Here is a 12,999-nt window from a genome sequence, read left to right on the forward strand (position 1 = left end):
AGGAAGCGTCAGGGGGTGGGCGAAGGGTCAGCGTCCGAGTCGAGCACCGCGTAGCACCGCGCCAGGCGGTCGAGCCACCAGGCGCGGCGCTCGGCGGACGCCGCGCGCGCGTCGAGCAGCGCCGCGTCAGGCGCGACCCGGCCCACCGCGAGGAAGCCGTCACGCGGCACCAGCGGCGGATCGACCACGTCGGCGGTGAACAGCGACGCCGTCCCGAGCCCGCAGTCGTAGTCGAGCTCGGGGAGCGCGGCAGCGAGCGCGACGCCCATCGACAGCCCGACGGACGTGTCGAGGGCGCTGGAGACCACGGCCGGGAGCCCCGCCTCCGCCACGATCTCGAGGGCTCGGCGCACGCCGCCGAGCGGCTGCGCCTTGACGACCAGCAGGTCCGCCGCCCCGGCACGGGCCACGGCCAGGGGATCCGCGGCCTTGCGCACGCTCTCATCGGCCGCGATCGGAATGCCCATGTACTTCACGCGCCGCCGCAGCTCAGCGAGTTCGTCGACGGTCGCGCAGGGCTGCTCGGCGTATTCGAGGTCGAACTCCGCGAGGGCGTGCAGCGCACGCTCCGCCTCGTCGACGTTCCAGGCGCCGTTCGCGTCGATGCGCACGCGCCCCTCCGGGCCCATCGCCTCGCGCACGGCGCGGACGCGGGCGACGTCGTCGGCGAGCAGCTGACCGGCCTCGGCGACCTTGACCTTCGCCGTCCGGCAGCCGTCGAACCGCGCCAGCACGGCCGGGACGGATGCCGCGGCCACCGCCGGCACCGTGGCGTTGACGCCGATGAGCTCACGGCGGGCGGCGGGCCGCGGCATCCGTGAGTCCTCGATGGCTGCAGCGAGCCACGTCGCGGCCTCCGCGTCGCCGTACTCCGGGAACGGCGAGAACTCGGCCCAGCCCTCGGGGCCTTCGAAGAGGAGCGCTTCGCGCACGTCGATGCCGCGGAACCTCGTCGCCAGCGGCAGGGCGACCACGCGCGCCGTGTCGAGGAGCTCATTCAGGGCGGGCCGGTTCGCGTCATTGCTCACGTCCCCATCCTCGCCTCTCCCCGTTCGTCCGTCGAATAGGTACACGAATCGGCGCGCCGGTGCATCTGCGACGGACCGAACACGGAGCGCGGGATGCGGCCGGGACCCGGGGGCGCGAGCGATCCGACAATGTGTCCTTGACGATGGTGTGTGGCGCACAGTATGGTGTGAGACATGAGTGAAACCGAGATCCTCGAGACGCACCTGCAGGAGCTGCGTCGCGGCACCGTCGTGCTCGCATGCCTGCGCCTGCTCGTGAACCCGGGGTACGGGTACGGGCTGCTCGAAGAACTGGGGCAGCACGGCTTCGCCACCGACGCGAACACGCTCTACCCGCTGCTGCGACGCCTTGAGAAGCAGGGGTTCCTCACCAGCGAGTGGAACACCGACGAGTCGCGGCCCCGCAAGTTCTACCGCACCAGCGCCGCGGGCTCTCGGCTCGCGGCATCGCTCACCGACGACTTCCGCGCGATCGCCGCGGCGATCGACGACCTTCCGACCCCCGACGTTCAGCACTGACCGTCGGCACTGATCACGACCAGCACTTGAGGAGAACCGACATGACAACCGCGACGCTCACCGACCGTTACGTCGACGCCGCGATGCGCACCGTGCCCGAGGCGCAGCGCGCGGACCTCGCCGCCGAGCTGCGTGGCTCGATCGACGACCAGATCGAGGCGCGCCTCGGGGAGGGGGAGGACCAGGCATCGGCGGAACGCGCCGTCCTGACCGACCTGGGAGACCCCGACAAGCTCGCCGCGGGGTACACCGACCGGCCGCTGTGGCTCGTCGGCCCGCGATACTTCCTGGACTGGTGGCGGCTTCTGAAGCTGCTCCTGTGGATCGTCCCGGCGTGCGCCGCGTTCGGCGTCTCGCTCGCCATGGTGCTCGAGGGGGCGACCTTCGGCGAGATCGTCGGCGCCGTCGTGCCCCTCCTCCTCACGGTGGTCGTGCACATCGGGTTCTGGACCACCCTCGTCTTCGTGGTGCTGGAGCGCACCGGGCACGAGACGATGACGAGCGGACCCTGGACGCCCGACCAGCTGCCCGAGCCGCGCCAGCGCGGCGCCGGACTCGGCGACATGGTGACCTCGCTCGCGTTCCTCGCCATCTTCGCGGGCGTCGTCCTGTGGGACCACTTCGTCGGACTCGCGCCGACGCAGCCGGGGCTGCCCTTCCTCGATCCGGGGCTGTGGCCGTGGTGGATCATCGGGCTGTTCCTGCTGATGGCCCTCGAAGCGGTGCTCGCGATCGTGGTCTATGCGGTCGGACGCTGGACCCCCGCGCTCGCCGTGGCCAACGGCATCCTGAATCTCGTCCTCGCGGTGCCGGCGCTGTGGCTGCTGTTCGAGGGGCGGCTGATCAACCCGGAGTTCTTCCCGACGATCGTCGCCGACGACGGCGCCAAGGTGGGCGTGATCGTCAACGTGGTGATCGGCTTCGTCATCGCCGGAATCGCCATCTGGGACACGGTGGATGCTGCGATGAAGGCGCGGCGGGCCAGCCGAGGCTGACCCGCCCGCGGTCCTCACCTGAGGAGCTGCGCCGAGATGAGGACGCGCGAGCCGCTGCGCGTCCTCATCTCGGCAATCCTCCTCGAACGAGGATCGCCCCCTCGCAGCGGCCCTAGTCTTTTTGGCATGCCCCTCCTCGATACTCCTGTGCGCCTCGGCGTGCAGCTGCAGCCCCAGCACGCCCCGTACTCCGCGTTCCGCGACGCCGTCCTCCGTCTCGAGGAGATGGGCGTCGACGTCCTCTTCAACTGGGACCACTTCTTCCCGCTGTCGGGCGACCCGGACGGTCTCCACTTCGAGTCGTGGACCATGCTCGCCGCCTGGGCGGAGCAGACCGAGCGCGTCGAGTTCGGTGCGCTGGTCAACTGCAACAGCTACCGCAACCCCGACCTGCAGGCCGACATGGCCCGCACCGTCGACCACATCTCGGCGAAGGACGGCGTCGGCCGCTTCATCTTCGCGACGGGCTCCGGCTGGTTCGCCCGCGACTACGAGGAGTACGGCTACGACTTCGGCACCGCCGGTTCGCGACTCGACGACCTCGCCGCCGGACTCGAGCGCATCGAGGCCCGCTGGCAGAGGCTCAACCCGGCTCCCACGCGCGAGATCCCTGTCATGATCGGCGGACAGGGCGAGCAGAAGACGCTGCGTCTGGTCGCCCGGCACGCCGACATCTGGCACAGCTTCGTGCGCCCCGACCAGCTGGCGCACAAGCTCGATGTCATCGAGAAGTGGTCCGAGCGCGAGCAGCGCGACACGTCGAACCTCGTGATCTCCAACGAGCTGCACCAGCGCGGCGAGGGCTTCGCCGATGAGCTGTACGACGCCGGCGTGCGGCTGTTCACCCTCGGCTTCCAGGGCCCCGACTGGGACTACGACCTGATCCGGTCGTGGCTGCGCTGGCGCGACTCGAAGAACGCCTGAGCGGGGACGGATGCCGCGTCCCGAGCCTGCGCCGGCGCGGGGCGTCACGAACCGGGCGGCGGGGCGCGCCCGCGACTAAAATCACGGGGTGACCGCTGCGCCGCCCGCTCCCCGCTTCGCCCTCGACATCGACGGCGTGCCGCGTCCGGAGCGCTCGCAGCAGCTGCTGGAGGGTGTGCGCGAGCGGGTCGTCATCGCCGACGGCGCGATGGGCACCATGCTGCAGCGCTACGACCTTTCGATCGACGGCGACTTCCAGGGCCTCGAGGGCTGCAACGAGATCCTCAACGTCTCGCGGCCGGATGTCGTCGCCGCGATCCACGACGCCTACCTCGAGGTCGGCGTCGACGCCGTCGAGACGAACACGTTCGGCGCGAACTGGTCGAACCTCGGCGACTACGGCATCGACGACCGCATCGCCGAGCTGGCTGCCGCGGGGGCGCGCATCGCGCGTGAGCGGGCCGAGGCGGCCGAGGCCGCCGACGGACGCGTGCGCTGGGTGCTGGGTTCGATGGGGCCGGGCACGAAGCTGCCGAGCCTCGGCCACACGACCTACGACAACCTCAAGCAGACGTTCGCGCTGCAGGCCGAGGGGCTCATCGACGGCGGCGCCGACGCCTTCCTCGTGGAGACCTCGCAGGACCTCCTGCAGACCAAGGCCGCCATCAACGGCTGTCGACAGGCGATCGTGAGCCGCGGCATCCGTCTGCCGATCTTCGTCGAGGTGACCGTCGAGACCACCGGCACCATGCTCATGGGGTCCGAGATCGGCGCGGCGCTCACTGCGATCGAGCCGCTCGGCGTGGACGCGATCGGCCTCAACTGCGCCACGGGGCCGACCGAGATGAGCGAGCACCTGCGGCACCTCTCCAAGCACGCCACCGTGCCGGTCGCGTGCATGCCGAACGCCGGGCTTCCCGTGCTCGGGGCGAACGGCGCGCACTACCCGCTGTCTCCGGCCGAGCTGGCGACGGCGCACGAGCAGTTCGTGCGCGAGTTCGGGCTGGGTCTCGTCGGCGGATGCTGCGGCACGACGCCCGAGCACCTCGCCGCGGTCGTCGAGCGGCTGAGTCCCCTTCGACAGGCTCAGGGACCGGACGAGGCTCGGGGACCGGACGCAGATGCCGGACGGGACGGGGTGCGGTCCCTGAGCCTGTCGAAGGGCCACGAAGAAGATCCCGGCGTCGCGTCGCTGTACCAGCATGTCTCGTTCCAGCAGGATGCCTCGTACCTCGCCATCGGCGAGCGCACCAACGCGAACGGCTCGAAGGCGTTCCGTGAGGCCATGCTCGAGGAGCGGTGGGACGACTGCGTCGAGATCGCCCGCGACCAGATCCGCGTGGGCGCGCACCTGCTCGACGTCTGCACGGACTACGTCGGACGGGACGGCGCCGCCGACATGCGCGAGGTCGTGTCGCGCCTGGCGAGCGCCTCGACGCTGCCGCTCGTCGTCGACTCGACCGAGCCGGCGGTCATCGCCGCGGGGCTCGAGCTGATCGGCGGACGCCCCGTCGTGAACTCGGTGAACTACGAGGACGGCGACGGCCCGACCTCGCGCTTCGGCCGCATCATGCCGCTCGTGAAGGAGCACGGCACCGCCGTCGTGGCGCTGACGATCGACGAGCACGGCCAGGCCCGCACCACCGAGGGCAAGGTGCAGATCGCGACGCGCCTCATCGACGAGCTGGTCGGCGAGTGGGGCCTGCGTGTCAGTGACATCATCGTCGACTGCCTGACGTTCCCCATCGCGACCGGCCAGGAGGAGACGCGCCGCGACGCGATCGAGACCATCGAGGCGATCCGCCAGATCTCGGCCAAGTACCCCGGCATCAACACGACGCTGGGCGTCTCGAACGTGTCGTTCGGGCTCAACCCGGCCGCGCGCAGCGTGCTGAACTCGGCGTTCCTCCACGAGGCCGTCGAGGCCGGGCTCACGTCCGGCATCATCGACGCGGCCAAGATCGTGCCGCTCGCCTCGATCTCCGACGAACAGCGCAAGGTCGCTCTCGACCTGGTGTGGGACCGCCGCGAGTACGACGCCGACGGCAACGTCACGTACGACCCGCTGGCACGGATGCTGGACCTCTTCGCCGGCGTCGACACCGCGGCGCTGCGCAATCAACGTGCCGCCGAGCTCGCCGCGCTGCCGGTGGGCGAGCGGCTCGAGCGCCGCATCATCGACGGCGAGGGCAAGGGGCTGGAGGCCGACCTCGACCTGGCGCGGGAGGGCGGGCTGGCGCCGCTGCAGATCATCAACGACCACCTGCTCGAGGGCATGAAGATCGTCGGTGAGCGGTTCGGCGCGGGCGAGATGCAGCTGCCGTTCGTGCTGCAGTCCGCCGAGGTGATGAAGACCGCTGTCGCGCTGCTCGAACCGCACATGGAGAAGTCGGATGCCTCGGGCAAGGGCCGCATCGTGCTCGCCACGGTGCGCGGCGACGTGCACGACATCGGCAAGAACCTCGTCGACATCATCCTCACCAACAACGGCTACGACGTGGTCAACCTCGGCATCAAGCAGCCGATCGCCGACATCATCGCCGCGGCCGAGGAGCACAACGCCGACGTCATCGGCATGTCCGGCCTGCTCGTGAAGTCGACGGTCGTCATGAAGGAGAACCTCGAAGAGCTCCGCTCCCGCGGGCTCGGCACGAAGTGGCCGGTGATCCTGGGCGGTGCGGCGCTCACGCGCGCCTATGTCGAGGACGACCTCGCCTCCCTGTTCGACGGCGAGGTGCGCTACGCCCGTGATGCGTTCGAGGGCCTCGCGCTGATGGAGCCTCTCGTGAAGATCGCGCGCGGCGCCGACCCGGCGTCGGTCGGACTCCCGGCGTTGAAGAAGCGGCGGCACGCGGCCGGCTCGAAGCTCACGCTCACCGAGCCGGCGGCGATGCCGGCGCGCTCGGACGTGGCATCCGACAATCCGGTGCCGACGCCGCCGTTCTGGGGCACGCGCATCGTCCGCGGCATCGCGCTGCACGACTACGCCGCCTTCCTCGACGAGCGCGCGACGTTCATGGGGCAGTGGGGCCTGAAGCCCGGCCGCGGCGACGACGGCGCATCGTACGAGCAGCTCGTCGACACCGAGGGGCGTCCGCGGCTGCGCTACTGGCTCGACCGCATCCTCGGCGAGGGCATGCTCGACGCGTCGGTCGCGTACGGCTACTTCCCGGTCGTGTCGGAGGGCAACGACGTCGTCGTGCTGCACCACGGCGATGACCCGACGGGGGTGCTCGGGGTGCCGGGCCTGCTCGCGCCCGACGGCGGGTCGCTCTCCCCGATTTCTGAGCCTGCCGAAGGGCTCGGCACCGAGCGCCTCCGCTTCCATTTCCCGCGTCAGCGCCGCGACCGCCACCTGTGCCTCGCCGACTTCGTCCGCTCGCGCGAGTCCGGCGCTGTCGACGTGATGCCTGTCCAGCTTGTGACGGCGGGCGCGCACATCGACTCGGTGACCGCGAAGCTGTTCGCCGCGGACAAGTACCGCGACTACTACGAGCTCAACGGGCTCGTGATGCAGCTGACCGAGGCGCTCGCCGAGTTCTGGCATGCCCGCATCCGCTCCGAGCTCGGCTTCTCGGCGGAGGATCCCGCGGAGACGGCCGGATTGTTCAAGCTGGAGTATCGCGGGGCCCGCTTCTCACTCGGCTACCCGGCGTGCCCCGAAATGGAGGACCGCCGCAAGGTCGTCGAGCTGCTCCGGCCCGAGCGCATGGGCGTCGAGCTCAGCGAGGAGCTGCAGCTGCACCCCGAGCAGTCCACCGACGCCTTCGTCTTCCACCACCCCGAGGCGAAGTACTTCTCGGTCTGACCCGGACGTGGAGGAGAGCGGATGCCGCGGCCCGCGGCATCCGTCACCGCACGGGAGTGGCCTGACGCCGCGAGGCGGTCGCTACGGCGTGTAGGCGACGCCACGCTCGGCGGCTGCTGTGTGGAGGCGCTTATCGCGCGTCCACAGCCGCGCACCCGGCGTGATGAGTGTGGAGGCCAGGAGATGTGTGTCGACAGCACTGAGACCGCGACCCCAGAGCGGGAAGGTCGTCACGAGGTGGAGCACCTCGCGGTGCGACGCGTCGGGGAGCCGGACAAGCCTCTCGAGGCCGCCGATGACGTCATTGCGGCGGGCGAGCGTACCCAAAGCGATCTCCTCGATGACAAGGGCGTGCGCGGCGACGCGATCGGCTTCGAGCAGTGCCGCGAGGACGGCATTGCCGCTGCGCAGGTGATCAATCCATACCGACGTGTCGACGAGCACGACGGCGGCCGGACCGGGTGCACTCGTCACGCCGAGCGGTCCCGTCGCGGGGCTTCGGCGTGCGGGTCGGTCCCGCCGAGTGCGGCGAGGCGGCGCGCACTCTCGCTGCGAATCAGCGCTTCAAGTCCAGAGCGCAGCAGCGCGCTCCGGTCGTGGATTCCGGTGAGCTCAGCGGCGCGTGTCAGAAGCTCGTCATCGAGAGTCACGGTCGTACGCATGATCCTCCTCGCATCGAGAATCGCATCAATTGATGCGGTCTCTGATTCTACGCTCGGTCCCTCATCAACGGCGGTGCGCGACGGATTCGGATGCCGTATCCCGCCGCGATCGCCAGTCTGACCAGTCGTGGTGAGCCCCATCCGTCAGCGGCTTCGCGCGGCGCAGGGCGGCGAGGATCGGCCGGCCGACCACGACGAGGCCCAGGACGGTCGTGATGGCGCGGAGGGTGTCCCAGCTGAGCGTCGAGGTGACCAGCGAGTACAGCAGGAAGCTCGAGAGGTTGACGTCGAGCGGCGCCCCGCCGTCGTACGAGATGCCGGTGCCGTAGCCGACCGCGAAGGGCCAGAACCACAGGTTCATGAGCAGCCCGAAGGCGTACGACGCGACGACGCCGTAGACGCAGAGCATCGCGATCTCGGCGGCGCGAGAGAGCCGGCGGGGCAGCAGGCCCGCAACACCGCCCACCCACGCGCAGGCGAACATCTGGAACGGCGTCCACGGCCCGAACGTGCCGGTGATGACGGTCGACAGCGCGATGGTCGCGAGGCCCAGCAGCATCCCGAAGCGGGCGCCATACGCTCGGCCGGCGAGGATCAGCAGGATGAACACCGCCTCGACCCCGCCCACGCCGGTGCCGGCGATGCGCACCGCGGCACCGATCGCCGCCAGCGTGCCGAGCAGGGCGAGCATGTGGGCGGAGCGCACCGTGCTGTCGAGGGTCGCCACCACCACCAGCGCGGCGAGGGGGATCAGCGCGAGCGCCGCGACCGGCACTGCCGCGTAGGCCTGCGCGGGCACCGCGGTCGCGACCAGCGGCCAGCAGAACGCCGCCAGCGCGACGAGGTTGGCGGCGACGAGGGCGGTGAAGGCCGCGCGGTGCCGGCCGTGGCGCCGAGGGCTGACGTGCGGCGAGTGGGGAACGGATGCCGCGTCCGCGGCGGTTCCCGAGCGCCCGGCGCCCGCCGCATGTGCCGCCGTACCGTTCTCAGGAACACCTGCGGGCGTTGCGGCCCCCGCACGCGAAGCGGCCGCAGAATCCCGCGGCCGGCGCTGTGTATCGGCGTGCGGATCCGGCCAGGGATCCTGCGAACGGTACGCGGGCGACGCCGGCGCGTCTGGATTCCGGGACGGCGAGCCGGGGGGATGGGCGCGCTCGGCGAGCATGCCGGCGCGCATCTCGAGAACACGGTCGGCCGACGCGGTGAAGTCCGGCTCGTGCGACGCGACGAGTACCGCCGTGCCGTCGCCTGCGAGAGTGTTCAGAGCGTCGCGCACCATGTGCTGCGCCGCCGGGTCGAGGCCGCGGGTCGGTTCGTCCAGCATCAGCACGGTCGGGCGGGTCGAAAGCTGGACGGCCATGGCGAGGCAGCGTCGCTCGCCGACCGAGAGGTCTCGTGGGTGGCGGGCGAGAAGCGCCGCGAACTCCGACCCCTCCGGATCTTGCCCGAGGAAGCGCGCGAACCGCGCAGCGGTGGACGGGCTCGCCTCCCTGCCGTCGCCGTGCGCCGCCGGTGCGAGCGTCGCGTCGCGCGACCGGATGGCGCGCCGGTCAGCACGGGCGCATTCCGCCGCGACGGTATCGCGCACGAACAGGTCGTCGGAGGCGTCGGGCACCAACGCGATGCGGCCCACCGTCTCGATGCGCGCCCCCCGCTCGGTCAGGGCCAGCGCGGTGAGCAGACTCGACTTGCCGGCGCCGTTGGGCCCGATCAGCGCGACGATCTCACCGGCGTGCAGGTCGAGGTCCGCCGCCGCGACAGCCACCGTCCCGCGGTGGCTCACCGTGATGCCACGCGCTCGCAGCACCGGCGTACCCGACAGCTCCGGCACCGAGACTGTGTCCCTGTTTCCGGGTTTGGGGCGCATGCCGTACGTCTGGGGCGTCAGCGACGCGCCCCGAACGCCCACGCCGCGCCCCGAACCGGATGCGGCAGCACCCGGCGAGGACGAAGCATCCCCGGTGCCACTCGATGGCACGAGCGCAGGCTCCGGCGACGACCCATCCTCGGCGGCACCATCCACGACGACGACCGCATCGCCGTCGATCCGCAGCACCGTGTCGGCGACGCCCGATAGCGACGCCACGCGATGCTCGGCCACGACCACGCACAGGCCCGCCTCGTGGGCGAGGGCGTCGAGCAGCCCCGCGATGCGCGTGCGGGCGTCGGCGTCGAGGTCGGCCAGCGGCTCGTCGACGAGCAGCAGGATCGGGTGCTCGACGATCGCCGCCGCGATGGCGACGAGCGTCGCCTCACCGGCCGACAGCCCGCGCGTCGGCCGGTCGAGCAGCCCCGTCACGCCCACGCGCGCAGCGACCTCGGTCACCCGTGCTGCCGTGATCACCGGCGCGACGCCACGCAGTTCGAGCGACAGGCCGATCTCGTCGCGCACCCGGTCCGTGGCGAACGCCTCCCGCGGATGCTGCAGCACCACCCCGACGCGCTGCGCCAGATCCCGCGGCGCCACGGCGCTACGCTCGTGTCCGACGACCCGCAGCGAGCCGGCGGTCCAGCCGCCGTCGGTATGCGCGTGCAGCCCCGCGAGTGCGCGCAGCAGCGTGGACTTTCCCGACCCGGTCGGCCCCGCCACCAGGGCCAGCGTGCCGGCGTCGAGGACGAGCTCGGAGGGGAGACGGATGCCGGAGCCGGCGGCCGCCGGCCCGAATCCGATCTCGACGTCCTGGGCCTCGACCGGGGCGAGGCAGTCGCCGTCGAGCCCTCGTCCTGCGAAACCGCGCAGCTCGAGCGCGGCGGCGACGCCCCCGGCACGCTCGAGCGTGCGCTCGAGGAGGGGCAGCAGCATCCGTGGCCCGCTGCGCTCGCCGCGCAGTCTCTGTGCGAACCGCACCGCGCGAGCGCCGTCGGCCAGCGAGGGGAGCGTGGCCGCCGCGATCGCGAGGGCGCGTGCGATCCCACGGAGCGGTCCCCGTCGCGACGCGCGGGCGAACACACGGTTGAGGTCGACGACGGCGTTCAGCACGCCGAACGCGAGGATCGCCAGCGCGATGGGCACGGCGCTGGCTGCGGCATCCCACAGTCCGTCGACCGTGACGGGACCCAGCAGCACCACATGGGCGAACGGCGACGGCAGCCGCACCGCGGGCAGGTCGAGCAGCACCACGCCGTCGCCGTCGGCCCCATGGAAGAGGATGCGGTAGGCGACCCGGGCCGCCACGAAGCCGGCGGCGAGGATCGCCGCGGCACGCAGGGGACCGGGTCGGAACGTCATGTCAGGTCGTCGGCGCGGCAGGCTCGCCGTTCAGCGTGAAGAGCAGCGCCAGAGACTCGCCCGGCTGGAGCTCGAGGGTCGAGATGCCCTCCTGGGCGTAGTCCCACTCGCCGCCCGCGGGCTTCACCCAGAGCCCCCAGTACGCGAAGGCGGGCGCCATCGACTCGCACTTCTCGAAGTACTCGGAGCCGTCCGCCGCCGGGATCGCGGCGTTCTCTGCCGGCACGCCGTTGACGCGGCACACGACCTCGTCGCCGTATTCGTCGGTGCCTTCCGTCGTCACGTTGACGAGGGTGAGGGCGTCGGACGCCGCGAGGGGCTCCTCCGTGCCGATGCACCATTCCTTGCTGTCGCCGTCTTCGAGCGCCGACGCGTCGACCGCGACGGTGATCCCAGCGTCGTCGGCGCACGCGCTGTCGAGGATCGCGACGGTTTTGGTCTCGGCGGGCGTCGGGGCCGCGTCCGGTGTGCCGGAGCAGGCGACGAGGGCGAGGAGCAGGGCAGCGGATGCCGAGGCAGCGGCCACGGAGCGAAGAGTCGGGGTCACCGATCCAGGGTAGTTGCGGGCGGCGTCGTCCGGTTGCCCGATGACGCTCGCGGACGCGCGGCCCTAGGCTGGCCGGGTGAGCGTTTCGGAACTGTTCGACGAGGACGAGTGGTCCCCGGCACCGGGCCAGGGCGAGGGCGGACAGGCGGGCGGTTACACCGACATCACCTCGCACGTCTCGAAGGACGGCCGCATCGCGCGCATCGCGTTCCACCGCCCCGAGGTGCGCAACGCGTTCCGCCCGCACACGGTCGACGAGCTGTACCGCGCGCTCGACATCGCCCGGCAGGATCCGCGCATCGGGGTCGTGCTCCTCACCGGCAATGGGCCGAGTCCCAAGGACGGCGGCTGGGCGTTCTGCTCCGGCGGCGACCAGCGCATCCGCGGTCGCGACGGCTACAAGTACGAGCAGGCGGTCACTGGGCCGTCGGACTCGCGCGACGGGGGCCCTTCGACAAGCTCAGGGACCGACGACGGGGTCGCTGAGCCTGTCGAAGCGCGCGACGGGGGCCCTTCGACAAGCTCAGGGATCGACGACGCGGTCGCTGAGCCTGTCGAAGCGCGCGACGGGGGCCCTTCGACAAGCTCAGGGACCGACGACGCGGTCGCTGAGCCCGTCGACGCGTCCGGAAGCCCCTCGACGCGCCCAGGCGCCGGGTCGATCGACCAGGCGCGGTCGGGTCGCCTCCATATCCTCGAGGTGCAGCGGCTGATCCGCTTCATGCCCAAGGTCGTCATCGCCGTGATCCCCGGCTGGGCCGCGGGCGGTGGGCACTCGCTCCACGTGGTGTGCGACCTGTCGATCGCGTCGGCCGAGCACGGCCGGTTCAAGCAGACCGACGCGGACGTCGGCTCGTTCGACGCCGGTTACGGCTCCGCCTACTTCGCCCGCCAGATCGGGCAGAAGTTCGCGCGTGAGGTGTTCTTCCTCGCCGAGGAGTACTCGGCGCAGCGCGCCTACGAGATGGGCGCCGTGAACCGGGTCGTGCCGCACGCCGACCTCGAGCGCGAGGCCCTCGCCATGGCGCGGACCATCCTCACCAAGTCGCCCACCGCGATCCGCATGCTGAAGTTCGCGTTCAACGCCGTCGACGACGGCATGGTCGGCCAGCAGGTGTTCGCGGGCGAGGCCACCCGCCTCGCGTACGGCACCGACGAGGCCGTCGAGGGTCGCGACGCGTTCCTCGAGAAGCGCGACCCCGACTGGTCGCCCTACCCCTGGCACTTCTGAGGCCGGCCATGCACGAACTCCTCAAGATCGCGCGACGGGTCGATCAGTACGGCCAG

The 12,999-nt window shown here is 71.4% G+C and carries 10 protein-coding genes; 5 read left to right on the forward strand and 5 right to left on the reverse strand.

Annotation, left to right across the window (positions count from 1 at the left end; genetic code table 11):
• Positions 1-8 precede the first annotated feature (8 nt).
• Positions 9-1,028 (reverse strand): o-succinylbenzoate synthase, encoded by a 1,020-nt coding sequence (locus tag NCG93_RS17565; protein ID WP_194413034.1) that lies wholly within the window; start codon positions 1,026-1,028, stop codon positions 9-11.
• Between the two features lie 174 nt (positions 1,029-1,202).
• Here NCG93_RS17565 and NCG93_RS17570 point away from each other — a divergent pair, with 174 nt between their 5' ends.
• From NCG93_RS17570 to metH, 4 genes are all read left to right on the forward strand, one after another.
• Complete coding sequence (locus NCG93_RS17570) at positions 1,203-1,547, forward strand: PadR family transcriptional regulator (protein ID WP_194413035.1); 345 nt, start codon at positions 1,203-1,205, stop codon at positions 1,545-1,547.
• 41 nt (positions 1,548-1,588) lie between these two features.
• A complete protein-coding gene (locus NCG93_RS17575) occupies positions 1,589-2,542 on the forward strand; it encodes a permease prefix domain 1-containing protein (RefSeq protein ID WP_194413036.1) in 954 nt (317 codons plus the stop codon).
• A 126-nt stretch (positions 2,543-2,668) separates the two neighbouring features.
• Positions 2,669-3,466 carry an LLM class F420-dependent oxidoreductase gene (locus tag NCG93_RS17580; protein WP_194413037.1) on the forward strand — a complete coding sequence of 266 codons (798 nt, stop codon included), beginning with the start codon at positions 2,669-2,671 and terminating at the stop codon, positions 3,464-3,466.
• 88 nt (positions 3,467-3,554) lie between these two features.
• Positions 3,555-7,274, forward strand: coding sequence for a methionine synthase (gene metH / locus NCG93_RS17585; RefSeq protein WP_194413038.1), 3,720 nt, complete (start codon positions 3,555-3,557; stop codon positions 7,272-7,274).
• Positions 7,275-7,355: 81 nt separating this feature from the next.
• Here the strand turns inward: metH and NCG93_RS17590 are convergent, their stop codons facing one another.
• From NCG93_RS17590 to NCG93_RS17605, 4 genes are all read right to left on the reverse strand, one after another.
• A complete protein-coding gene (locus NCG93_RS17590; RefSeq protein ID WP_194413039.1) occupies positions 7,356-7,748 on the reverse strand; it encodes a type II toxin-antitoxin system VapC family toxin in 393 nt (130 codons plus the stop codon).
• Positions 7,745-7,936, reverse strand: coding sequence for a type II toxin-antitoxin system VapB family antitoxin (locus NCG93_RS17595; protein WP_194413040.1), 192 nt, complete (start codon positions 7,934-7,936; stop codon positions 7,745-7,747). The genes NCG93_RS17590 and NCG93_RS17595 overlap by 4 nt, the downstream gene beginning before the upstream one ends.
• 64 nt (positions 7,937-8,000) lie before the next feature.
• Positions 8,001-11,165 (reverse strand): ATP-binding cassette domain-containing protein, encoded by a 3,165-nt coding sequence (locus tag NCG93_RS17600; RefSeq protein WP_194413041.1) that lies wholly within the window; start codon positions 11,163-11,165, stop codon positions 8,001-8,003.
• 1 nt (position 11,166) lies between these two features.
• Positions 11,167-11,712: a hypothetical protein gene (locus tag NCG93_RS17605; protein WP_194413042.1), complete on the reverse strand. Its 546-nt coding sequence runs from the start codon at positions 11,710-11,712 to the stop codon at positions 11,167-11,169.
• Between the two features lie 76 nt (positions 11,713-11,788).
• Here NCG93_RS17605 and NCG93_RS17610 point away from each other — a divergent pair, with 76 nt between their 5' ends.
• Positions 11,789-12,943 (forward strand): 1,4-dihydroxy-2-naphthoyl-CoA synthase, encoded by a 1,155-nt coding sequence (locus NCG93_RS17610; RefSeq protein WP_194413043.1) that lies wholly within the window; start codon positions 11,789-11,791, stop codon positions 12,941-12,943.
• The last annotated feature ends 56 nt before the right edge of the window (positions 12,944-12,999 follow it).

This window comes from Microbacterium yannicii, assembly GCF_024055635.1.
Lineage (GTDB): Bacteria > Actinomycetota > Actinomycetes > Actinomycetales > Microbacteriaceae > Microbacterium > Microbacterium yannicii.

Excerpts from the sequence above, each read along its gene's own strand:
- NCG93_RS17570 (WP_194413035.1), top strand. The coding sequence starts at position 1,203 with ATGAGTGAAACCGAGATCCTCGAGACGCACCTGCAGGAGCTGCGTCGC.
- NCG93_RS17575 (WP_194413036.1), top strand. The coding sequence starts at position 1,589 with ATGACAACCGCGACGCTCACCGACCGTTACGTCGACGCCGCGATGCGC.
- NCG93_RS17580 (WP_194413037.1), top strand. The coding sequence starts at position 2,669 with ATGCCCCTCCTCGATACTCCTGTGCGCCTCGGCGTGCAGCTGCAGCCC.
- NCG93_RS17595 (WP_194413040.1), bottom strand. The coding sequence starts at position 7,936 with ATGCGTACGACCGTGACTCTCGATGACGAGCTTCTGACACGCGCCGCT.
- NCG93_RS17600 (WP_194413041.1), bottom strand. The coding sequence starts at position 11,165 with ATGACGTTCCGACCCGGTCCCCTGCGTGCCGCGGCGATCCTCGCCGCC.